This window comes from Microcoleus sp. C2D2 (assembly GCF_036702495.1).
In the GTDB taxonomy this organism is placed as follows: domain Bacteria; phylum Cyanobacteriota; class Cyanobacteriia; order Cyanobacteriales; family Microcoleaceae; genus Microcoleus.
Genome location: NZ_JAUBTO010000001.1, coordinates 157,125 through 179,323, shown reverse-complemented (window position 1 = coordinate 179,323; position 22,199 = coordinate 157,125). Strand labels below are relative to the sequence as shown.

20 protein-coding genes are annotated in these 22,199 nt (G+C 46.0%); 12 read left to right on the top strand and 8 right to left on the bottom strand.

From position 1 onward, the window contains the following. The coding region (locus QUB61_RS00775; protein ID WP_333189763.1) for a right-handed parallel beta-helix repeat-containing protein at positions 1–1,116 on the top strand (1,116 nt) is incomplete at its 5' end. 30 nt (positions 1,117–1,146) lie between these two features. Here the strand turns inward: QUB61_RS00775 and QUB61_RS00770 are convergent. The 3 genes from QUB61_RS00770 to QUB61_RS00760 form a co-directional block, all read right to left on the bottom strand. After that, complete coding sequence (locus QUB61_RS00770; protein WP_333135125.1) at positions 1,147–1,452, bottom strand: hypothetical protein; 306 nt, start codon at positions 1,450–1,452, stop codon at positions 1,147–1,149. 195 nt (positions 1,453–1,647) lie between these two features. Beyond that, on the bottom strand, positions 1,648–2,562 hold the full coding sequence (locus tag QUB61_RS00765) for an alpha/beta hydrolase (protein ID WP_333135127.1): 915 nt from the start codon (positions 2,560–2,562) through the stop codon (positions 1,648–1,650). 14 nt (positions 2,563–2,576) lie between these two features. Beyond that, positions 2,577–3,023 (bottom strand): SufE family protein, encoded by a 447-nt coding sequence (locus QUB61_RS00760; protein ID WP_333135129.1) that lies wholly within the window; start codon positions 3,021–3,023, stop codon positions 2,577–2,579. Between the two features lie 196 nt (positions 3,024–3,219). Here QUB61_RS00760 and QUB61_RS00755 point away from each other — a divergent pair, with 196 nt between their 5' ends. The 3 genes from QUB61_RS00755 to QUB61_RS00745 all read left to right on the top strand — a co-directional run bounded on the left by QUB61_RS00755 (position 3,220) and on the right by QUB61_RS00745 (position 6,383). Further along, positions 3,220–4,218, top strand: a complete 999-nt coding sequence (locus tag QUB61_RS00755; RefSeq protein ID WP_333135131.1) for an iron ABC transporter permease — start codon at positions 3,220–3,222, stop codon at positions 4,216–4,218. A 153-nt stretch (positions 4,219–4,371) separates the two neighbouring features. Continuing rightward, a complete protein-coding gene (locus QUB61_RS00750) occupies positions 4,372–5,157 on the top strand; it encodes an ABC transporter ATP-binding protein (protein ID WP_333135133.1) in 786 nt (261 codons plus the stop codon). A gap of 320 nt (positions 5,158–5,477) precedes the next feature. Next, a complete protein-coding gene (locus QUB61_RS00745) occupies positions 5,478–6,383 on the top strand; it encodes an ABC transporter substrate-binding protein (protein ID WP_333135135.1) in 906 nt (301 codons plus the stop codon). A 223-nt stretch (positions 6,384–6,606) separates the two neighbouring features. Here QUB61_RS00745 and QUB61_RS00740 read toward each other — a convergent pair whose 3' ends face one another. Continuing rightward, positions 6,607–6,966, bottom strand: a complete 360-nt coding sequence (locus QUB61_RS00740; protein ID WP_333135137.1) for a hypothetical protein — start codon at positions 6,964–6,966, stop codon at positions 6,607–6,609. Between the two features lie 325 nt (positions 6,967–7,291). On the opposite strand from QUB61_RS00740, the gene QUB61_RS00735 reads away from it, so the two are divergent. The 3 genes from QUB61_RS00735 to QUB61_RS00725 all read left to right on the top strand — a co-directional run bounded on the left by QUB61_RS00735 (position 7,292) and on the right by QUB61_RS00725 (position 9,749). Next, on the top strand, positions 7,292–8,020 hold the full coding sequence (locus QUB61_RS00735) for a response regulator (protein WP_333135139.1): 729 nt from the start codon (positions 7,292–7,294) through the stop codon (positions 8,018–8,020). Positions 8,021–8,026: 6 nt separating this feature from the next. Then, on the top strand, positions 8,027–8,635 hold the full coding sequence (locus QUB61_RS00730) for an adenylate/guanylate cyclase domain-containing protein (RefSeq protein ID WP_333135141.1): 609 nt from the start codon (positions 8,027–8,029) through the stop codon (positions 8,633–8,635). A gap of 583 nt (positions 8,636–9,218) precedes the next feature. Next, positions 9,219–9,749 (top strand): hypothetical protein, encoded by a 531-nt coding sequence (locus tag QUB61_RS00725; protein WP_333125950.1) that lies wholly within the window; start codon positions 9,219–9,221, stop codon positions 9,747–9,749. Between the two features lie 115 nt (positions 9,750–9,864). Here the strand turns inward: QUB61_RS00725 and ilvD are convergent, their stop codons facing one another. Continuing rightward, positions 9,865–11,550, bottom strand: a complete 1,686-nt coding sequence (ilvD, locus tag QUB61_RS00720; RefSeq protein ID WP_333125947.1) for a dihydroxy-acid dehydratase — start codon at positions 11,548–11,550, stop codon at positions 9,865–9,867. Between the two features lie 288 nt (positions 11,551–11,838). On the opposite strand from ilvD, the gene QUB61_RS00715 reads away from it, so the two are divergent. Then, positions 11,839–12,681 (top strand): pentapeptide repeat-containing protein, encoded by an 843-nt coding sequence (locus QUB61_RS00715; protein ID WP_333126022.1) that lies wholly within the window; start codon positions 11,839–11,841, stop codon positions 12,679–12,681. 106 nt (positions 12,682–12,787) lie between these two features. Further along, a complete protein-coding gene (locus QUB61_RS00710) occupies positions 12,788–13,651 on the top strand; it encodes a sulfite exporter TauE/SafE family protein (protein ID WP_333125944.1) in 864 nt (287 codons plus the stop codon). Between the two features lie 127 nt (positions 13,652–13,778). Here the strand turns inward: QUB61_RS00710 and QUB61_RS00705 are convergent, their stop codons facing one another. Next, complete coding sequence (locus QUB61_RS00705) at positions 13,779–14,579, bottom strand: hypothetical protein (RefSeq protein ID WP_333125941.1); 801 nt, start codon at positions 14,577–14,579, stop codon at positions 13,779–13,781. A 301-nt stretch (positions 14,580–14,880) separates the two neighbouring features. Between QUB61_RS00705 and QUB61_RS00700 the strand changes: the two genes are divergently transcribed. The 3 genes from QUB61_RS00700 to QUB61_RS00690 all read left to right on the top strand — a co-directional run bounded on the left by QUB61_RS00700 (position 14,881) and on the right by QUB61_RS00690 (position 17,083). After that, a complete protein-coding gene (locus QUB61_RS00700; RefSeq protein WP_333125937.1) occupies positions 14,881–16,086 on the top strand; it encodes a transposase in 1,206 nt (401 codons plus the stop codon). Between the two features lie 71 nt (positions 16,087–16,157). After that, entirely contained in the window at positions 16,158–16,484 is a 327-nt protein-coding gene (locus QUB61_RS00695) for a hypothetical protein (protein WP_333125934.1), read from the top strand. A gap of 59 nt (positions 16,485–16,543) precedes the next feature. Continuing rightward, entirely contained in the window at positions 16,544–17,083 is a 540-nt protein-coding gene (locus tag QUB61_RS00690) for a GIY-YIG nuclease family protein (RefSeq protein ID WP_333125932.1), read from the top strand. A gap of 337 nt (positions 17,084–17,420) precedes the next feature. On the opposite strand, the gene QUB61_RS00685 is transcribed toward QUB61_RS00690, so the two are convergent. Both QUB61_RS00685 and QUB61_RS00680 read right to left on the bottom strand, forming a co-directional pair. After that, positions 17,421–21,563 (bottom strand): ATP-binding protein, encoded by a 4,143-nt coding sequence (locus tag QUB61_RS00685; protein WP_333125928.1) that lies wholly within the window; start codon positions 21,561–21,563, stop codon positions 17,421–17,423. Between the two features lie 72 nt (positions 21,564–21,635). Beyond that, complete coding sequence (locus tag QUB61_RS00680) at positions 21,636–21,911, bottom strand: hypothetical protein (RefSeq protein WP_333125924.1); 276 nt, start codon at positions 21,909–21,911, stop codon at positions 21,636–21,638. Positions 21,912–22,199: the final 288 nt, after the last annotated feature.

Below are 22,199 nucleotides of genomic sequence, written 5' to 3'. Positions count from 1 at the left end.
TTAGAACAACAGTTAGAAAGTGTGCGTCAAAGTCGCTCTGAATTGGAAGCTCAGCTCACTTCTCAAATCTCCCAATTGCAAAGTCAAATCGAAACAGCTAATCAAAATAAAACTCAACTTCAATCTCAAGTATCCGACTTAGAAAATCAGTTAGAAAGTGTGCGTCAAACTCGCTCTGAATTGGCATCTCAGCTAGAAACTGCTAACAGAGAACGATCGCACCTTTATTCTCAACTGTCCCAATTGCAAAGTCAAATCGAGACAGCAAACCAGAATCAAGCTCAACTTCAATCTCAAGTATCCGAGTTAGAACATCAGCTAGAGACAGTTTATCAAGAACGCTTGCAGCTAACATCGCAACTTTCCGAAGCTGGCTCACCACAATCGGAGAATTTTGACTCGGAATCAGGGCAAATTGAAGCATCTACTTCTGAGCCCAAAGTTTTGAAGAGTCAAAACCTTGTTGTTTCTCAGCAGGGTCAAGGCGATTATACTACTATTAGCGAAGCGCTGAAAAATGCAGCACCGGGCACGCGCATTGACGTGCATCCAGGCGTTTATCGCGAAAGTCTAATTCTCGACAAATCGGTAGAAATTATCGGCAGCGGAGAGGTCGATCGCATTGTTGTGGAAAGTATCAGCTCAAACTGCATTAAAATGGCAACTGACAGTGCTTTAGTGCGGGGTTTAACGCTGAGCGCAACTGGGAAATATTACGCTGTAGATATTCGCAAAGGCGAGTTAATCATAGAAGACAGCGATATCACTTCTGCGGACTATTCTGTGGTGGGAGTTTGCGGTCCTGATGCAAATTCTATCCTCCGCCGCAGTCAAATTCATGATGGGGTATGGAACGGAATTTTTATATCGGATAATGGGAAAGCAACGGTGGAAGATTGCAGTATTTTTGACAACGGCAGTTTGGGAATAGGTGTCGGATTGGGAGGAAAATTGATCGTGCGCCGGTGTCGGATTAATGGTAATGAAGGTGAGGCGATCGGCATTTACAGAGATGGCATTGCTACCGTGGAAGATAGCGATTTAACGGGAAATGCTGGGGGTGCTTGGCGCATTGCAGATAACGGATACCTGCGCGTCAAACGCAATCAAGAATAGTCATGTAGGGTGCACGGCTGCACCAAACGCCTAAATTCCTAACAAACGAGCTGGATTTTCCTTCATCATTAAATCAATTTCGCGCTGAGAAATGCCTTCGCCCATCAATTTTTCCACAAATAACTTGTAGCCTTCTGCAGGTAAAGGATCGGGTTTTCTTCCCAAATCTGTGCTGAGAACAAAATGCTCGGCTCCGATTAGTTTAATCGCTGCTGCCATTTTACTAATAGAAACTTGATGCCAGTTTTTGTGTCCCTCATCAGCAGCATTTTTTCCCATCAAATCGTTGACAAATGCTAGTTCTAGAAAAGCTCCCATCTGGGCGGCTCTTTGCATATTTTTTAGGGACAAACCGGGCACTTTCGATCGTACTCTTTGGCAAATTGATTATCGGCGACTCTGCGACAGCATAAACTGGCAGACAAAACCAATAGCAAACAATCCAAACTAACGTTAAAAAAACAGCTTGCATTCATCCCCTCTTCCCTTCTCCCCTCTGCGTTCTCTGCGCCCTCTGCGGTTCATTCCCTCTTAATTCTCTCCCATAAAAGATTTAACCGCATTTGCCAAAGCTGCTGCATTCTCTTCGTGCATACCCAAAGAACCGAGAATAACTCGCGATTCAACACCCGGTAATTCCGTTAATGCTTCCATTTCAGCCTTTGATTTGGGCGGCGCATTTTCAGCAATTACAACCATCACCGGCACTGCTAACTGTTGAAATTTATCTGTAAATTCCGATCGCACTTTTGCCGGATCTAACCCACCAGTCACAAAGGCAGCGGAACCGTATCTCGCGCCCGCTTTTTGAGTAACTTTCCACTTATTTTCGATGAAATCGGGCGTGACTTTTGCAGCATCAACATAGACGTGACGACGGTACATCAAACTGAGGAATGACGGCGCAGTGTTGAGTTTGTATAGGAATTGTCCCAGTAAGGGCGATCGGACTAATTCTCTCACGATTCTGTGCCACCCGCTTTGCTGTTTGCTCATCGTCGGCAAAGGCCCGCGCCAAGTCGGTGCAGCTAACACAATCTTTGACCAAACATTGGGCTGTGATTGCGCTAACTGAATCGCATAACCCGCAGCGTGACCTGCCGCAACTACAGCAACAGGACTATTAAAAATTGACCCAACAAAATCCTTAAGAAATTGATGGTATAATTGCGGCTGATAGTCGATTCGCGGGCGATCCGATTCGCCAAAGCCCGGCCAATCTAAACTCACAACTTGAAAGTTAGAAGCTAACAATTCTGCTAAAGGACGCATTTCTTCTCGCGTCGAAACCGTACTGAAAGCAGGCAGCAGCAATACAGGATTTCCCTGTCCTCTGGTTTCGTAAATAACTTTGATTTGCGTTTCTTTCCAATTCCAGAGATATTGTTGAACAGCGGCGGGATAGTTGCCAGAACCTGATTTTGTTAAATTTGTAGTTTGAGTCATGGCTGTTTATTCTTTTAATTTGCTTCTGCTTGCTTGCTCAATTCACAAGCAAGTGCCTTATTTTTCATCATTTGAAAGATGTTGTAAAATCCGTTAGCGCGGGAAGGTGTCAGACTCACATTCAATCCCGTGTCTTGAATAAAATCTGGGGTAATGGTGACAATTTCAGCAGGCGTTAATCCGCTCAAACCTTCCACCAGCAAGCCAACTAATCCTTTGACTAACTGAGCGTCTGAATCGCCTTGATACAGAACTTTTCCGTCTGCCAAATTTGCAGTAATATAAACTTGCGACACGCAGCCAGAAACTTTGTTTTCCGGCAGTTTGTCGCTTTCGGGAAATGCTGGGAGTTTCTTGGCATACCACAGCAGTTGTTCGTAGCGCTGTTTCGGATCGGAATGTCGCTGAAAGCGCTGGACGATTTTAGCGAGGGCTGGGGGTAGCGCGGTGTTTGCGGACATGATTCACTCGTAGCGATTTACTTCGTTAATATTATACATTTAATTTTGCCGACGGGTGCGATCGCCTGCTCATCTGCTCCCACTGAAGCCGTCTTCAGGTGAATCGGTTATTGTTATTGTAGTTAACGAGTTCAAGCTTTAAAAACGGAGGAAATATGGTATTTAGTGCTGTTAATGAAGATTGTGGTGTAATGTAGTGAATTTGCAAAAAATCTGGCTAAAATATCGAGTTTTTCAGGCAGTTGTATTCTTAGGATTGGGTTTGCTGTTAACCATCGTTCTTTCGCTTTCTTTTGGTGCGGTACCCATGAGTGCCGATCAACTGTGGCAAGCATTTCTGCACCGAGGTGATACTGTCAATCAAACTATTTTCTGGGAATTGCGTTTGCCCAGAGTGGCGGCAGCGCTGACGGTTGGTGCGGCTTTAGGAATGTCGGGGGCTTTGCTGCAAGGGTTACTCCGCAATGGTTTAGCCGATCCTTTTGTATTAGGAATTTCTGCTGGTGCAGGGTTGGTTGCGATTACCATGCTGACTTTGGGAATATTTCAAACTTGGGTGCCTTTGGCGGCTTGGATAGGTGCTATTTTAACTTCCATGCTGGTCTACTTTTTGGGAAAAACTAAAACGGGGATTTCTGTTGAACGTTTGGTTTTAGCTGGTGTGGCTGTGAGTTCTCTGTTTGGGGCAATACAAACTACACTGCTGCTGTTAGCTGAAGACAGCCGTTTGCAAGCTGCTTTGAATTGGTTAATCGGTAGTTTGAACGGTCGCGGTTGGTCGGATTTGCAGGTGGCGGCACCTTATATTTTGGCTGCTTTGCTGTTAGGATGTTTTTTGGGTCGAGCGATAAATTTGCTGGCTTTGGGCGACGATTTAGCTGTTGGTTTGGGGGTTTCGCTGGTACGATCGCGCTTGTTGATTGGGGGTGTTGCTACTTTGCTAGCTGCGAGTGCTGTCAGCATCGGCGGATTGATTGGTTTTGTGGGATTGGTTGTGCCTCACGGGGTGCGTTTGTTGGTTGGTAATGATTATCGGTTTGTATTGCCGCTGAGTGCGATCGGCGGTGCTTGGGTGTTGACTTTTGCTGATTTTTTGGCTCGTTTGGGTGCGGTAGAATTGCCTGTGGGTACGGTTACGGCTTTGTTGGGTTCTCCCCTGTTTGTCTGGCTGCTTTATCGGCGTTCTAGTTATTAGTCATTAGTCATTAGTCATTAGTCATTAGTCATTAGTCATTAGTCATTAGTTATTAGTAACCAATGCCCCATGCCCCATGCCCCATGCCCCATGCCCCATGCCCCATGCCCCATGCCCCATGCCCCATGCCCAATTACCCATTACCAAAATAGAATGAATTTAGAAATTCAAAATTTAACTGGTGGTTACGGCGAAGTTGCGATCGCCCACAACATCACTTTATCTTTACAACCTGGTGAGTGGTTGAGTCTCATCGGTGCCAACGGTTCTGGTAAGTCTACTTTCTTGAAGTTAGTTAGCCGCATCCTAACTCCGCAGCAAGGAAGTGTGTTGCTTGATGGCAAAGCAATTCATACTCAACCTGCGGCTGTTGTCGCTCAAAAATTAGCGATTTTGCCGCAGCAGCAAACAGTGCCAGAAGGTTTGACGGTACGGCAATTAGTTAGTTTGGGGCGTTCTCCTCATCAGGTTTGGTGGCAGTGGGAGTTGAGCAAGGAAGATGCGGAAAAGGTGGAGGTTGCTATCAGTCAAACTGGGATTGAAGAATTTCGCGATCGCCCTGTCGAACAACTCTCAGGAGGCGAACGCCAGCGCGCTTTCCTCGCCTTAGCTTTGGCTCAAAATCCGCAAGTTTTGCTATTAGATGAACCTACTACTTATTTAGATATTTGCTATCAGTTGCAATTGTTAGAGTTGCTTAACCAACTCAATCTAACACAAAAATTGACGATTATTACGGTGCTGCATGAAATTAATTTAGCTGCTAGGTACAGTTCCCGGATTGCTATGTTAAATAAAGGGAAACTTTTTTGTGTAGGAACTCCCGCTGAAGTTTTAACTCCTGATAATTTAGCTGAAATTTTTGGCGTAGAAGCTATCATTTTAGAAACTTCTGTAGGCTTGCAAATTTGTGCGATCGCTCCCACTCTTCACATTTAATACTTTTATGATAAGTATAACCTTGCCATCGCACTAAGTTCCCAATCTCTTGATAATTATTTCTATTAACTTATTGCCGCAATCCACTGTTCTATCTGAGTGCCACAGGCTTTAAACTATTGCCTAGTAGTGGTTCCAAAGGCTCGAATAAAAGTTAAGAGATACTTAAAAAATCCAAATTCAGGCAAGAAAGGCGGTTTTTTATACAAAATCTACCGTAAACTATTGATATTTAAATCATTAAGCGCTAAAGTGCGATCGAACTTCCCGTGAATTCTGTCTCAACCTGGTCTAAACTCGCTGTAACTCCCGCCTAAACTATGTACAAAACTTTTTTTTCTCGTATCGCTATCCTGTTGCTGAGTTTAGCATTTACCGCTTGCTCCGCCGCCACTTCACCCCAAATTCAGCAATCAACTCCTGCTGGTTCGCCAGTTAATCAACCACAAACAACTAACACGGAACCAGCACAAAAAGTTGTAGCTTTAACACCTTTAACCGCCGATATTATCCATCAACTCGACCGAACCAAACTTGTAGGAATTCCCGGCAGCGCATTAGTCAGCAGCAACCCCAAATTTACAGGGATTACCGCAGTCACTGCCGAACGCACCCCTCCTAATTTAGAAAAAATCATCGCATTGAAACCGGATTTGGTGGTAGGTGCGTCGGGATTTCATGACCAAACAATGCAAAAATTGCAGCAGCTAGGAATAAAAACTTTACTCACTCAAGTTGATAGCTGGAAATCCCTAGAAGAGTTAACAACAACTTTAGCTAAATCCCTCAATACAAATCCCGAACCTCTGTTAAAACGCTACCAAACATTTTTAACAGACCTCCCGAATCAAAGCCCCGCCACTTTAGTTTTGGTAAGCAGACAACCGATTTTATCGCCCAATCAAAGCAGTTGGGCTGGAGATTTGCTGGGTAAGTTTAACGTGAAAAATGTCGCAGCCCAATTGCAAGGAGATAGCCCTGTTCGAGGCTACGTGACGCTTTCAGCGGAAAAGATTTTAGAGGCTAATCCGGAAGTAATCATTATTGTCGATCGGGGAGAAGGAATTTTAGACGAATTTAAATCTGATTCATTTTGGAATCAACTAACAGCCACCAAAAATAATCGAGTTTACGTTTTTGACTACTACGGATTGGTCAACCCAGGTAGTATCGAAAAAATTGAGCAAGCAACTACTCAACTTAAACAAGTTCTTGCTAAAAAGTAGATATCCGATTTTGAGAGATAAGAAATCTCTCGAAATGATGGAACAAATTGACTACAATTTCTCTAAAAGTGAGAAAGCTAAAGGCACTCAAAAGCGCGCACCATTGTCAGCAACAGGCTTTCCGGCCTGTTCCACAAAAGATAAATTTGCCTGTGGAACAGGCCGGAAAGCCTGTTCATAAAAGGTTAATTGACAATGGTGCAACATATGAGACCCATCGGCTTCACACCGGTAACAGGGGCACACCGCGCAACTGACGCAGGATATTGAGACAAACCGGGCAGTCGCAGCCAAACATCGCCACGGCGGCATCGCTTTCTTCTTCCGAAAAATCCAGCATCTCCACCTGTTCTTCACCCGGGCGCTGCCAACTGATTTTTGGTTGAGAATTAGCAGCAGCGGTTTTGGCGGGGAGGCGCACGCAAGTCAGACGCTGAGTGTGGGGCGAGGGCACACACTTGGGCGAATCAGTCGATTGGCCTGGTGTTTCGGTAATTTGAGCGGGATTTGCGATCGCGCTTAAAGACATCAGAGATCCAAACAGCGTCGGACTTACCAATAAAGTGAGGAGCAATCGATTCATTTGTCGTCCTTCTGAACTTCAACGTATACAGTAGCCGATTATCTGTTGCAATTCAACAAGGTTTTCACCCGAAATCAGTACATTTTGCCGCTATTAAGGCTTAAAAGCCGAATATTTACGGCCTCAACCTCGAATAATTGTCCGCGTATTAGCAACCAGCATTTTCTGATAAGTATCACCTTTGGTTCCCTGTTTAAGATTTGTTGCAATTTTAGTAAGTTTAGCTTGCTAGTGATAACAAACTCTTCCAATGTGGGTAAACTGATTTCAGCAAGGGCCACTCGAAGCAGCGAACAAGTTTACCTCAAAAAGCAGGTGGGGAGTGATGAGTACAGTTTTAGTGGTGGAAGATTCCCGCAGCCAGCGGGAGTGCATTTCACATCAGTTGAGGTGCAGCGGATTGAATGTAATTCAAGCATCAGACGGCGTGGAAGCGCTGGATAAAATTGAGAAAATTTGCCCTGATTTAGTATTATTAGATATCGTAATGCCCCGCATGGACGGCTACGGTGTTTGCCGTTTAATTAAAGCTAATCCCGAAACGAGGAACATACCAGTCGTATTTTTAACAGGAAAGGGACAGCAGTTAGGTTTATTGTCTAGGGCGATCGATCGCGCAGAGGCTTATGTTAGCAAACCTTGGCAGCCGAGGGAACTTTTGGCAACGATAAAAAAAGTTTTGCTCAATGCCAATATTAAGTTCGATCGAGCTTCAGCGGATGCTTGGACAGAATACGGAATTTTAAGCTTAAGTACAGTCGAACTGTATCAAAGCCGCGCCGATGCTTGGACAAAATACAGCGCCCAAATTATTAAATTATACGATTCCAGCTTAGCAGCTTTCGAGCAAGCTTTGGCAATTGAACCGAGTCACTCGAATGCAAACAAGTATCGAAACCGAGTGCAGAAAACCCGGGCAATTTTGATGAAAAAATTAGAGCAAACTCAACCTTGCAAAGTCTGCGATTATTATTACGGCAAGGACGGCATTAATTGTGCGGTGCATCCGGCTGGTCGCCCTCAAGAACTGTGTCGCGATTGGGAATTTAATTAAACTAAAATGAAAACAAATAACCGCGCTAACTTGGAAAGCTTGCTGCAAGAAAGAAACGAACATCCCGAAAGAATGGCTGAAATTGATGCGAAAATAAATGAAACTTTTAGCCAAAATTACGCTATTTTAGTAATGGATATGTCGGGATTTTCCCGCACTACAGTCCGGTACGGAATTATTCATTTTTTGGCAATGATTCACCGGATGCACGGAATTGTCAAACCGATAATTTCCGAATGCGGCGGCACTGTAGTTAAGGAGGAAGCAGACAATGTTTTTGCAGTTTTTCCCGATGTAAAATCGGCGGTGGAAGCTGCGATCGACTCTCTCAAGCAAACGGCGGCTGTCAACACGACAGTGCCACCGGAGATGGATATTTACCTCTGCATTGGTATTGGCTGCGGCGATGTTTTGATGCTGGAAGGAGAGGATATGTACGGATCGGAATTTAATCTGGCATCCAAGCTGGGAGAGGATTTGGCGGAACGGGGAGAGATTTTGCTCACCTCAGCAGCCTTTGAAAACTTGGAAGGTGACAAGCAAGATTGGCAAAAAATGGAACTTTCGATTTCAGGTTTGGAATTGGTGGCGTACAAGCGGATGGAATCAACTTAATTTCTATTGTTATATCTTTGAACACTCGGCGATTTAAATTGCGTCTACACCAACTTTCGTCTGCCTGCACGAACTTAAGAAATACAGGGAATTCCAGGTTGATGAAGTAGGGAGAGAGCGAGAAGCTGGTGTCCTTCATAAACGTGGAATATGCTGTTAGACTTGCGTTATCAAGTGATTATTAGACCTCTTGCAAAAATAAATAGGACGGGCAAGATGCCCATCCCACAAGAAAAAATAACTCTTGTGGGATGGGCATCTTGCCCCTCCCATCAATTGATGAAAAGGATTTTTGCAAGAGGTCTATTGAGAGTTTTGAACTGACCAAGAATTTCTTGATGGTACCCGCCACGTGATTTATCCGTGGAATCAATCCAAAATCGCAAATCGAAAATCCTCAAGCCCCCGCATTTATCCGTGGGGTCAATCTAAAATCTAAAATCTAAAATCTAAAATCGATTGACTGGCTGTCGCTACGCCACTAGATGAGCGATGGTACCAACTCAAAACTATTTTCCGCAATCTTGAAAAATAGGAGTTGCTATAATTTAAAGTTGAGAAACAACTGTACGGAGCAAAAATTATGGGACTATTTGACCAAATTTTGAGCGCGATCGACGATCCCAACCAACAAGCAAATCCCAATCAGTTGGGCAACATTCTCGGTGCGGTAGAGCAGTTGAGCGGCAACCAGGGCGTCAATACAGGGACGACTCAGCTAGCAATGTCGGTTTTGGGCGGATACGTGCGATCGGCATTGCAAGACGTGCGATCGCAGTCGGGAGACGCACAAGCTCAACAAATTGTCAACCAATTTAGCGGCACAAATCCCAACCCGCAAGCGGTACAGAGTTTGTTCGGAGCCGGCCAACTGACCCAGATAGTGGCCGATATCGCCCAAAGAACCGGTTTGAATAACGCCACAGTGCAGGCGATGATACCTGTTTTGGTGCCCCTGGTGCTGAATTTGCTAAAAACCGGCAGCAACGCCCAAAATCCTGCCCCGGGCAGCAATCCCGTTTTGAATACGTTTTTAGATGCAGACGGAGACGGCGACGTAGATATTACTGACACAATTTCGATGGCAAGCCGCTTTTTGAATCAGCGCCGTTAATTTGGAATTTTTTAACCGCAGATATCAGCGGATGGACACAGATGAACGCAGATAGGATTTTATCTGCGTTCATCTGTGTTCATCTGCCGACCTCTGCGGTTAAAAAATTCCTACTTTAACCCAAACCCAAATCAGTCACAGCACCAACACTGCTAGAAGAAACCAACTTAGCGTATTTAGCCAAAACGCCCTTAGTATAGCGAGGTTTAGGAGGCTGCCAAAGATCCCGCCGCTGCTCCAATTCTGCATCAGAAACATTGAGCTGCAACAAGCGATTGTTAGCATCAATCGTAATCGAATCGCCCTCTTTTACTAAAGCAATTGTGCCTCCTACTTGCGCCTCAGGTGCAACGTGACCGACAACCATGCCGTAAGTTCCGCCCGAGAAGCGACCGTCAGTAATTAATCCTACAGAATCGCCCAAACCTGCGCCAATAATTGCCGAAGTTGGTGCTAACATTTCGCGCATTCCCGGTCCGCCTTTGGGTCCTTCGTAGCGGATGACAATCACATCTCCGGCTTGAATTTTGCCCGCTAAAATTGCATCCAAACAATCTTCTTCAGATTCAAATACCCGCGCCGGGCCGGTAATTTGCGGTTTCTTAACGCCCGTAATTTTAGCAACGGCTCCTTCTGTTGCCAGATTTCCCCTCAGAATTGCTAAATGTCCTTGGGCGTAAAGCGGGTTGTTCCAAGGGCGGATGACATCTTGGTCGGTGCGGGGTTCGGCTGGAATATCTGCCAACACTTCAGCAACAGTTTGGCCGGTAATTGTCAGGGCGTCTGGGTGCAGCAAACCCTGTTCTAGCAGCATTTTCATTACTTGAGGAATGCCGCCGGCTTTGTGCAAATCGGTTGCTACGTATTTGCCGCTGGGTTTGAGGTCGCACAGCACTGGTACTTTTGCTCGAATAGTTTCAAAATCGTCGAGGGACAGTTCAACGCCGATCGCATTTGAAATGGCTAATAAATGCAGCACAGCGTTGGTTGAACCGCCGATTGCCATGATTACCGCGATCGCATTTTCAAAGGCCGACCGTGTCAAAATTTGGCTTGGTAGCAACTGTTTGCGGATCGCTTCCACCACAACTTTTGCAGATTCGGCAGCGCTGTCAGCTTTTTCGGCATCCTCAGCAGCCATTGTCGAAGAATAAGGCAAACTCATGCCCATCGCTTCAAAAGCGCTCGACATCGTATTTGCTGTGAACATTCCGCCGCAAGAACCCGCACCCGGACAAGCTTTGTGTTCGACTGCATTGAGTTCTGTTTCGTCAATTTTGCCCGCGCTGAATTGACCGACTGCTTCAAAAACGCTGACGACGGTTAAATCCCGTCCGTTGTGGTGTCCGGGCTGGATCGTGCCACCGTAAACAAAAATAGCAGGAATGTTCATGCGGGCGATCGCAATCATCGCCCCAGGCATATTTTTATCGCAACCGCCGACAGCCAGCAACCCGTCCATACTTTGGCCGTTGCAAACAGTTTCTATCGAATCGGCAATCACATCTCTCGACACCAGAGAATATTTCATCCCTTGAGTTCCCATCGAGATCCCGTCGCTGATAGTAATCGTACCGAACACCTGTGGCATGGCGCCGGCTTCCTTTGCACTCGCAATAGCCCGCAAAGCGAGGTCGTTCAATCCCATATTGCAGGGCGTAATCGTGCTGTACCCGTTGGCAATCCCCACAATAGGCTTAGTGAAATCGCCGTCGCCAAAACCGACTGCCCGCAGCATTGCCCGGTTGGGCGCGCGCTGCACGCCCCCAGTCACAGCTTGGCTTCTCAAATTTTCAGGCATTTTAAAATTTCCTTTGTCAGTTATCTGTCGTTGAGTTGTCTGTTGTCTTTTTTTCTTTGCTGCTGGCTGTTTGAGGACCCAGTGCCGAGAGTTTTACCCTATTTTTGATTTTCTCAGAAGCGTTGATATTTGTCAGGCCTTTTATCCGCTAGCTGCACAGCATTGCCAGGAAAGCAGTGCAAAGATTCTACAGATACTACAGCGTGGAGGGTTAATACCGTGGTTATCTGGGATGATGTGGTAAAACCCATCACCCTAACGTTTGAAAATAATTGCGAGGCGAATGACATGGAGGCCGATCGAATTCTGAGGCAATATGCGGCCGGAGAAAGAATTTTTCGAGAGATTAACCTCGCCGGGGCCGACTTAAAAGGTGTAAACCTCAGCGAGGCTAACTTTACCCGAGCGAATTTCCAAGACGCTAACCTCAAAGGCGCTAACCTGACTGGAGCGAACTTGCGCGAGGTGAAATTGGCAGGAGTGGACATGACGGAAGCCTACCTCAGCGAAGCAAATCTGATCGGTACCGATTTGAGCCGCGCCAATCTCAGCGGGGCTAACCTGATCGGAGCCAACCTGCGCGGCTCAATGGCCAGAGAAGTCAACATGACCAAGGCTAATTTGACCGAAGCTAATTTGACCGAAGCCAACTTTACCGAAGCTAATTTGTTTGCTGCCAACTTAACTGACGCTAGCATGATTCGCATTAATTTGATGAAAGCAAATTTGAGTTGGTCAAATCTCAAAGCGGTAAACCTGACAAATGCTATCCTCAGCGAGGCGCTTTTAGAAAGAGCTAATCTGAGTCAGGCAATTCTCAGCGGGGCGATGCTGAGCCGGGCCAACCTGACTGGTGCAGACTTGCGCCAAGTAACGATGGTTGGAGCTAATCTCACCGAAGCTAATCTGAGCAATGCTAATTTGAGAGTTGCTAATGTGAGTTGGTCAACGCTGCGCGCTGCTAACTTGAGCGGTGCTAATTTGTACCGGGCTAAGCTTTGCTGGTCTAATTTTAGCGGGGCTATTTTGGCGGAAGCGGTTTTGATTGATGCTAATGTCAATCGAACTAACTTCCGCGATGCAGATTTGAGGCGGGCAATTATGCCGGACGGCACAACTAATGAGTTTTGAGTTGTGAGTTGTGAGTTGTGAGTTTTGAGTTTTGAGTTGTGACTTGTGACTTGTGAATTTTGAGTTTTGAGTTAAAATTTATACTCATAGTAAAAGCTAAAATCTGATGACTGTCAGCGAATTATGGATTCTGGGTGCGGCCGGACTTTTTGCCGGAATTCTAGCGGGATTTTTGGGTATCGGCGGCGGTACGGCGATCGTGCCTTTGTTGGTGGCTCTCAATTACGCCCCGGTGCAAGCAGTTGCTACTAGCGGTTTGTCGATCGTCATTACAGCTATTTCTGGCAGCATCCAGAATTGGCGCATGGGCTACCTCAGCTTGAGTCAAGTCGCAGGCATCGGATTTCCAGCCATCATCACCGCACAAATCGGTGCTTATTTGGCGGGGATATTTCCGCCTTACTTGCTGTTACTTACTTTTGGGCTGTTGCTGTGGCTGAATATTTATTTGATTGAATTACGATCGCGCCTGAGGGCTCAGCAGGAAGCTGCAGAAGAACAAGGCGAACTAGGAGGACAAGCGGGACAAGAGGAAAATCCTCAATTACCAATTACCAATTACCAACTACCAAAAGATTCAAATATTTTATTCCATCCAACTTTGGCTAAAATTGCTACCGGCAGTGCTGCGGGTTTATTAGCGGGTTTGTTTGGCGTAGGCGGCGGCGTGATTATGGTTCCCCTGCAAATTTTGCTGTTAGGAGAAAGCATTAAAACGGCAATTCAAACGAGCTTGGGCGTCATCGTCATCACGGCAATTTCGGCGACGGCGGGACACGCGGCGCGCGGGAATGTTTTGTGGATTGCGGGGTTGATTCTCGGCGGCGGCGGTTTGTTGGGCGTGCAGGTGAGCACGCGGTTTTTGCCGAGTTTGCCCGATCGTATTGTTAGTTTAGCTTTTCGATCGTTCTTGGCAGTGTTATCGATTTATGTTTTCTGGCAAGCTTGGCAAAAATTTAGTAACGGGTAATTGGTAATTGGTAATTGGTAATGGGGAATTTGTAATGGGTAAGGTGCGCGGCCGGGCCGGCACCCTAGGAAGGACTGGGGTTCGGTGCGCCGGGCCCAACACCCTACAAAAAACTAATAACTAACGACTAATTTGCTGATAGTTTCTTCACGGCGCGAGTCAGACGCTGCAAATAAGGCTTGACAATTTCTTGATTTTGCCGCTGCAACTCGGAAACTTGCTGCTGCAAATGCTGAATCTCGGTTTGCAGCATCCCTGTGTCTATTGTGGGTCGATCGAGCAAATCCTGCAATTGCTTCAGAGAACCTTGGATTTCATTCAAGTTTACTTCGTTCGATCGCTCCTGCAACCTAGCCGTAATAGTTTTAACTTCAGTTAACTTTTCGCCCATCAATAACAATCGGACGTTGACATTTTCCCAATCATGCTCTCTCAGGGCGCTATTTTCCAAAATCCGGAGTTTTTGCTGCAAATCCGACAGTTGCGTGTTGAAGTCCTGAGAATCTGCAGGAAGCGCCTGCGCTTGGCGTTCGAGGGAGGCTACGGCAGCTTGTACCTCGGCGATGGCCCCGGATTCCAAGCCCAGGAGTTTCTGCTGCAAGTCGGAGACAGCAGTGTAGAGTACCTCCGGTTGTCCAGGTAGTATCTGAAGTTGCTGCGATCGACCTTCTACGGAGGCCTGTACCTCCGCGATCGCAGAATTTGCCTTTTGTTGCATTTGTTGCTCGAAACGCTGGCGATTGGCGAGATTCAGCGAGAGTGCTGCGGTTAAGGGGGCGGCAGCGTAGAGAATTTGGCCCGACAATCCTGCTGCAATCGTGCCAATCGCTGAACCGGCAACTGAGGCGTATTCTGCCAATTCTAGCCAGTCCGGCTGGTTTGGGGCACTTCTGTAAGCTGGGAATGATGCGTTTTCGATCTTCTGCATAGCCTTTTTGTCGTAGTCTGGTAGATTGCGATAGGGACATGATAAAAGCGATCGGGAAATAAATCAGGGCTATGGGTCAAAATTTAGGAATTGTGCTGTTTTTATTGAGCTCCTACCTTGTGCCGAAAGGCTTTTGCTTTCAAAACGGTCAGTGTCAGGTAAAATTCAACTAAAACAGCAGGAGTCCCGCAGTCTAACGGTACGACCTTGAGTGACGGGAGGAATGCGCGTGAGGCGTACCCGCTGAACAAATTATCTATAAACACAACAGAATTTCTTCAATACGTAATACAATCTTGTCATGAAACAAGTCCTGACAGTATCTTGCAAGCTCCAAGTAACGCCTGAGCAGTCCATCAAAATTGATGCAACCCTTCAGGCGTTCGCTAATGCTTGTGAATACGTGAATCAAACTGTGCTGCCAACTCTGACAAATGAATTGGCGATGCAATCCTTGGTATATCACAATGTCAGAGATATGTTTGGACTTTCGGCGCAGTTGGCAATCCATGCTATTAGACGGGTTTCTGGCAACAGAAAAACAGCTAAAAAAGATGGTTCGCCAGTCATCCGCTTTGCTCCTACTAGCGTCACTTACGATACCCGTATCTTTTCTTTTAGGGAAAAAGATTGGACAGTAAGTTTGACTACTACTGGTGGTAGGGAACGGTTTGTACTGGCTATCGGAAACTACCAACTTGGATTGCTGAAAGGTCAAAACCCCAAGACTGCTACTTTGTGCAAACGCAAAGATGGTAGTTACTATCTTAATATTCAGCTTGAATCTCAGCCACCCGAGCCTCCACCAAGCAATCAAGTTTTGGGCTGTGATTTGGGTCGGACTGATATTGCGGTCACTTCTGATGGAGATACATTTAGCGGCAAACAAATTACCAAAGTTAGAAACCATTATGCCAGGTTGAGAGCAAATATTCAGCGAAAAGCCACGAAAGGCACACGCAGCGCTCGGCGTAGATGTCGAGAATTGTTGAAACGGTTGTCGGGCAAGGAAAAGCGCTTTCAGACATGGGTAAATCACACTATCAGTCACCGCATCGTAACCAAGGCTAAGAACAAAAATCAAGTTGTCGCTTTGGAAGATTTGACGAGAATTAGGGAGCGCACAAACCAGCAGCCACGCTCGAAAAAAGAGCGGAGACTTAGCAATAACTGGGCATTCTTTCAGTTGCGCCAATTCCTAATCTACAAAGCTATAAAGCATAGCGTAAAGATTTTGTTTGTTGAGCCTAGATACACTAGCCAAACGTGCCATAATTGCAATCATATTCACCCTGTACAGGGTGAATCTTATAGAAACGGCAAAAAGTTTGCTTGTGGTCATTGTGAATGGAAAGGTGATGCCGACTTAAACGGCAGTAAGAATATTGCTGCTATTGGGGCTTTCGTAAATAAGCCCGAAGGTTCGAGATTGTTTTGCAATGTGCAAGATCATTTCAGGGCTATTGAAAGCCCACACTGTACCTGTACTCAGGTCAGTGCTGGGTAATTTACAATAAGTCGATCGCACAACAGTTAACCGATAACCGTTAACCGCCGTCTGTCAGGAGTATACAGAAAATGGGTCTTAAGATTATTGAAAGCTACGATGCCAGTTTTGTCCTCGAACCTGATGCTAAAACTGCACTGTCGGGTTTATTAAGCAGTGAAAGCTTTCTCCAACAAGTAGCGGTACAATTGCAGTGCTCCCGCATTGAGTTTGCCGAGTTATTTTTTCAGCCCGTCCCTTACAGCAGCGAGACGCCCAAGGGAATGCCTGCTGAATTTGAAAAGTATCACGAATCAAGCGATTTTGCGATCGTCAACGTCCCGCCTAATTTCATGTTCCAAGCCAAAATATTTAAACCCAGCCGCCTCTGTGCCGTTTATCGCGTTTTCAAGAGTTAAGTCAAGGCTGGTTAATCTGTGGTTTAATCTAAAATCTAAAATCTAAAATCTAAAATCGGATGACAGAAGACATTCACTCTCTCGCCAGCTTAGAATTCATTCCCTACATCGACTCCGAGGGGAAATTGCCCGATTTTTTCCAGGGAAAAATTGGCGTTTACGCGATTTTTGACAACGAGAAAGTCCTGCAATTTGTCGGTTATTCTCGCGATATTTACCTCAGCCTCAAACAGCATTTGGTACGCCAAACCCAATATTGCTACTGGCTGAAAGTCCAAACTATCGAGAAACCCAGCCGCACTATTCTAGAAAGCATCCGATCGAGTTGGATTGCCGAAAACGGTTCCCAACCCCAAGGCAATGGTGCCGATGCTGCCAAGTGGAACGATCCCATCGACACCAAAACTGTGATGACTGCCCAAGAAACGGCAAATTATGAAGGTATCATCGCCGATGAAGTTGCTAAAGATAAATTGTTGAAAAATGTAGCGCGGCGGGTGGAAAATGAAATTTTTTCGCTCCTCAAAGCTCGCGGTGTGACTGAAGAAATCCGGTTTAATCCTAAGCTGAAAACGAGCGGATTGCTGGATTTAAAGTAAATACAACAGTCCTGACTGCGAACCGTAGGAAAACAGCATTACCGCGCCGGACACGGCATTGCCGTGTCCCTACAGATGCTCGGGTACAATCTATCTGATATATTCCCTTTTAATATCAATTCCGGTTATATCGGAATGATTAAACCACAGAGGGCACAGAGGACACAAAGAAAGAGAAGAGAGAGATAATAATTCCGATGTCAACGGATTTGATATAACAGGGGGAGTTGCTTCGTAATTCATATCTAGTCTGGTAAAATAACCTTTATAGGTTTTTAGTGAGTACGACCGTCCAAGGGGGTTTTATCAGGACGGTCGTACCCACTAGGAAGCCGAGCTAATACCATTTCTCTTTTGTTTCGGGATGGATGAGAGCTAGTATTTGATTGAACTCAAACTCGTTAGCCAATGCGGCTAGAGCGCTAGCTAAAGCGTCATTTCGATCGCGAATTTGCTCTATTTGGATCAGAATTAACTCTAAATCGCACTCAATTGTGGCTCTCTCTAAAGCTGCCAGCCAATCTGCGGGTAAAGCTGCAAGAGTCTCTGGAGTCGGAGCCTCGATTTGAGTTGACTCGGGCACACTCTCCGGTTCATCGTAAATGTAACGCACTCCGAGATGTTTGTGCAGGGTGGCAAAGATTTCTGTATCTCGAAAGGGTTTGTGGATAAAGTCATCGCAATCATCTGATACAGTAACGGTTCGCGCTTCCTCGGCCTTAGCCGCACTCACGGCAATAATTGCGGTACCTGAACCTTTAACGGTGGCTTTAATGCGTTTTGTCGCTTCATATCCATCCATCACCGGCATCCACATATCCATAAAAATTAAGTGCGGCTCAAAACTCGACCACGATTCCATAGCTTCTAGCCCGTTGCTGGCTTCTTTGAGTTCAAAGTCAAAGACAGCCAGCAGTTTGATTAGCAGTTGGCGGTTGTCCGCGCTATCGTCCACAATCAAAATACGATAGCGCGGTTGATTGGGTTCCAGAGCTATCACCCGACGCGGTAGCTGTACGGGTTGAATGACCGTCGGATCAACGGCGCTGACGGGGATATCAAACGCGAAGGTGGTGCCGGAGTGCACTTTGCTGCGCACAGTAATCAGGCCGCCCATCAGCTTGATAAACTCTTGGCTGATAGCCAGCCCCAAGCCTGTTCCCTGCTGAGATGTTAGCCCTGTTTTGGTTTGCACAAAGGCTTGAAAAAGCTTATCTAACTCATCGGTCGCCATGCCGGAGCCAGTGTCTTCTATTTCAAAATGTAATTGGTAATTACTGATTGGTAATTGCTGATTTTCATGCTCCACAACCGAACTTACTCTTACCGTAATGCTTCCTTCTTCCGTAAACTTAATGGCGTTAGAAAGCAGATTAATTAAAACTTGGCGCAACTTAAGTTGATCGGTTTGCACGTATTCGGGGATATCGCTAGAGCAGTCAAATATTAACTGCAATTTTTGCTCCCGTGCCTGGAGTTGAAACATCTCTTCCACCTCGTTCAGCAGGCTGGTTAATTTAAAGCCTGTTGGGTTGAGGGTAATGCGTCCGGCTTCTATTTTGGCTAAATCTAATATTTGATTGATCAGAGCTAGCAAGTGTTCTCCGCTGCGGTTGATGATGCGGATATTTTCCTGTTGTTCGCGATTGAGGTTGGTAGAGCGCTGCATCAATTGCGAGAATCCCAGAATTGCGTTTAGCGGGGTGCGGAGTTCGTGGCTCATATTTGCCAGGAAAGTGCTTTTGGCGACGTTGGCGGCTTCTGCTGCCCAGGCGGCTTGTTGGAGCTGTACTGCTTGCTGTTGAGTGGCTTCGAGCAATTGAGCTTGTTGTAAGGCGACTCCCAGTTGAGTGCTAATTTGCCGCCCTATATTGATTTCTGCTTCGCGCCAAGTGCGGGGTACAGAATTTTGATAGCTGGCGAGCAAACCCCAAAGTTGATTGCCGCAAAATATGGGGAAAATAACGTAGGCTCTAGCTTGAAATTGCTCTAACAGTTCCAGGTAACAAGGACTCAAGCCAGCGCTGTGTATGTCTTCAATTATGCGGAAAGGAACGCCTCTAGCATACATACCGCCTTGATTTTTTTGTAGATGGGTATCCCGCACTGGCGAGCAGCCGGCTTGCATAGTTTTAACGGTACAGCGAGAGTCTTCGACAAGATTGTTTGGCCAATTAAAATCGTTGGGTTTTTCCATCAGAGACATCCAGCCCGGACCCATTGACTCGGCCACAAATTCCCCGCTCCAATCAGGATTAAAACGATAGATACCGACACGATCGCATTTTATGGTTTGTCGCAGTTCAGAGGTTGTGGTTTGGAATATTGTGTCAATATCTAAGGATTGACGGATGCGATCGATCGATCGGGCGATGGCTTGTTCTCCCTGCGCGCTTTCTCGTAAAGCTGACTCGGCTTGTTTGCGATCGCTAATATCCAAGACCGTGCCGAACAAACGCATCAACTGCCCTTTTTCATCATAAACAGGTTTCCCTCTGACTTCTATGTAACAGAGCGAGCCATCTCTTCGGATTAGCCGCAGATCGATTTCAAAGCTTTGTCCCGACATAGCTTGCTCCCGAACCATTGTGAGATAGCGCGATCGATCTTCTGGATGAAAACGCTCGATTAATTGTTCGGTTGGCAGCGGTTTTTGAGTCGGATCGAGTTCGTAAATGCGATAGAGTTCTTCACTCCAAGTGGTGGTGGCTGTGGCGATATCGTGTTCCCAACTGCCAATGCGGGCAATTTTTTGGGATTCGAGCAGTCGGGATTCTGCCAACTGGCGATCGCTAATGTCGCGCGCTACCCAAACCGCGGAGCTATCGGACAGCGGCGAAATTTTAGCAGTAAACCAAACTTCTTGGTTATTAATCCACATACTGTAATCAAAACTAATAGTTTGTTTGGTTTCCAATGCCTGTCGAACCTGAGCGAAATAAATCTCCTCGCTTTCCTTCTGAATAAATTGTTCGATGATGGAGTCGCTCTGATTCGTCTGATAGTTGTATTGAAAAATCCCCTTTGTGGGTATAATTTGGATACTTTTTTCTGCGGAGTCGAAAATCAATACAATATCTGTGCTCGACTCAAATATTTTAACAATTTGCTCGGTAGAAGTGGAAAGTTTTTGTTCGAGCAATTGGCGATCGGCAATTTCATATTGTAATAGTTCGTTAGCACGAGCTAAGGCGCAGGTACGTTCGGCAACTTCGGCTTCTAAAGTGCGATTGCAGTCAGTTAAGGTTTTTTCAGATTGTTTGCGCTGTGCGATGTTAGAAAAAGCATTGATGGCATAAATAATGTTTCCGCCTGCGTCGAAAATTGGTGTGGCGCGCACCTCAAGAGGAATTATTTCGCCATCTCGATGAAGTTCTAAATCTTCACAGAACACAGTTTCGCCCCGCAGCGCTCGGAATGCGGGCAGTTCTTGTGTTGGATAGGGCTGGTTTTGGCGGTAGATTTGATAAACTTCTACTGCTTCTTCTAAAGTCAGGTCGGGGATATTTTCTACGCCGCTCAAACGCTTGGCAATTTGGTTTAAGTAGACGAGCTTACCCGAGGCATCGTGGATAGATACTCCCGCAGGTATGGCTTCTAAAAATTGCTTGAGTTGGCTCTCGCTGTGCGTTAAGGCTTCATTTAAAGATTTTTGGTCTGCAAAAGCCTGTTGCAGTTGGGCTGCCATTTGATTGAAGGAATTGGCGAGTTCTCCGACTTCATCCCAGCGTCTAATTTCTAAAGGTCGGTCCCATTCTCCTTTGGCAACATTTTTGGCGGCGGTATTCAAGCGCATAATTGGCTTTGTCACCCAACGGTTCGTCAACAATCCGATCGCGATCGCCAGCGACAGCGTACCGGCACACAACCACAATGTGTTGCGCGTATTTGCTTGAATGCGATCGATGAAATCAGACTCTGGCACCACCACCACAATCAACCAATCCAAGCCGCGGGCATCTCGATAAGGAGTGACGCGGACAAACTGCCTATCGCGCTTGAAAGCCAGGGTAAATTGCTGGGTTGTTTGCAGCGTGGGGAAGTTGCCAAATCGGTTGGCGAGTTGTCGAGCCATATCTCGCGTTCGGGCATCCTGGCTGTTGGTGGCTAGCAATCGCGTCGGTTGCTTTTTTGCTGGCGTCACCAAGGGTGTTTCTAGTGTGGATGCGGCAACCAGATTGCCCGATCGATCCATAATAAAAGTGTGTCCCGACCCAGAGAAGCGCAGCCGAGCCAGAAAGGTATTGATTGCCGAGGGCCCATCATTATCGCTGAGGCGATCGCTAATGCGTTCTCCTACTTGTTCGATTAGCTGATGCGCCACATCCTCGACTGCTTCCTGACCGCTTTTGAAAGAAAGAAAGCTCACTAGCGCGACGGCGCTGACTGTTTGCAAAACAAAGGGAACAATCAGAACCGCTCGCAGGGGAAGCTTGCTGAAAAGTTTGGCGACTGGGCGGTTGAGGGAATAAATGGGCATGGGTGTGAGGGAATTGCGCTGGTAATCGAATTTTAACTGCTGTAGTCTGCCTTTCCGGACAATTGGCGCGCCCTACAGGCTCTGAAATTTTCCTCCGGGTTCAATATAGCCAACTACTAGGTAAGATTGGGCGCGACTGTCAAAATTTGCTTCTGCCAGTTTTGTTTCTAGCTGTTTGGCATTTGATAGATTGCTACTGACAAAAACTGTCATAACTTTTATATAGTTTTTCTGTTTATCGGCAATTATCTCGTTAATTAAAAGCTCTATAAATGGCTTATTAGTTGGCAGAAAACTACCCCTTATTTGAAGTTTAACTTCTGTTTGATTTCCCTCTGAATCTGTCAAACTCAAGCTAGATTAACTTTAATCACGGATAGATAGTGCAACCGGAATTTATCTAATTTATCTGCGTTAATCTGTGTTAATCTGCCTGTATCTGCGGTAAAAAAAAGAGAATTTATTAACCGCAGATGACAAGGGATTGACGCTGATTCACGCAGATTAAGAGAAGAGAGATAGGAATAATTCCGATGCTAACAGATTTGATATAACAAACTACAAAGCATTTGAGTAACGGCGCTGCTGTAGGAATAATGTTTGCTCCTTCACACTCCCATTTTTTGTTGTTTAGTA

Bases quoted from the DNA above. Each gene is read 5' to 3' on its own strand.
- QUB61_RS00770 (WP_333135125.1), bottom strand. From the start codon at position 1,452: ATGCAAAGAGCCGCCCAGATGGGAGCTTTTCTAGAACTAGCATTTGTC.
- QUB61_RS00765 (WP_333135127.1), bottom strand. From the start codon at position 2,562: ATGACTCAAACTACAAATTTAACAAAATCAGGTTCTGGCAACTATCCC.
- QUB61_RS00760 (WP_333135129.1), bottom strand. From the start codon at position 3,023: ATGTCCGCAAACACCGCGCTACCCCCAGCCCTCGCTAAAATCGTCCAG.
- QUB61_RS00750 (WP_333135133.1), top strand. From the start codon at position 4,372: ATGAATTTAGAAATTCAAAATTTAACTGGTGGTTACGGCGAAGTTGCG.
- QUB61_RS00745 (WP_333135135.1), top strand. From the start codon at position 5,478: ATGTACAAAACTTTTTTTTCTCGTATCGCTATCCTGTTGCTGAGTTTA.
- QUB61_RS00740 (WP_333135137.1), bottom strand. From the start codon at position 6,966: ATGAATCGATTGCTCCTCACTTTATTGGTAAGTCCGACGCTGTTTGGA.
- QUB61_RS00735 (WP_333135139.1), top strand. From the start codon at position 7,292: ATGAGTACAGTTTTAGTGGTGGAAGATTCCCGCAGCCAGCGGGAGTGC.
- QUB61_RS00730 (WP_333135141.1), top strand. From the start codon at position 8,027: ATGAAAACAAATAACCGCGCTAACTTGGAAAGCTTGCTGCAAGAAAGA.
- QUB61_RS00725 (WP_333125950.1), top strand. From the start codon at position 9,219: ATGGGACTATTTGACCAAATTTTGAGCGCGATCGACGATCCCAACCAA.
- ilvD (WP_333125947.1), bottom strand. From the start codon at position 11,550: ATGCCTGAAAATTTGAGAAGCCAAGCTGTGACTGGGGGCGTGCAGCGC.
- QUB61_RS00715 (WP_333126022.1), top strand. From the start codon at position 11,839: ATGGAGGCCGATCGAATTCTGAGGCAATATGCGGCCGGAGAAAGAATT.
- QUB61_RS00710 (WP_333125944.1), top strand. From the start codon at position 12,788: ATGACTGTCAGCGAATTATGGATTCTGGGTGCGGCCGGACTTTTTGCC.
- QUB61_RS00705 (WP_333125941.1), bottom strand. From the start codon at position 14,579: ATGCAGAAGATCGAAAACGCATCATTCCCAGCTTACAGAAGTGCCCCA.
- QUB61_RS00700 (WP_333125937.1), top strand. From the start codon at position 14,881: ATGAAACAAGTCCTGACAGTATCTTGCAAGCTCCAAGTAACGCCTGAG.
- QUB61_RS00695 (WP_333125934.1), top strand. From the start codon at position 16,158: ATGGGTCTTAAGATTATTGAAAGCTACGATGCCAGTTTTGTCCTCGAA.
- QUB61_RS00690 (WP_333125932.1), top strand. From the start codon at position 16,544: ATGACAGAAGACATTCACTCTCTCGCCAGCTTAGAATTCATTCCCTAC.
- QUB61_RS00685 (WP_333125928.1), bottom strand. From the start codon at position 21,563: ATGCCCATTTATTCCCTCAACCGCCCAGTCGCCAAACTTTTCAGCAAG.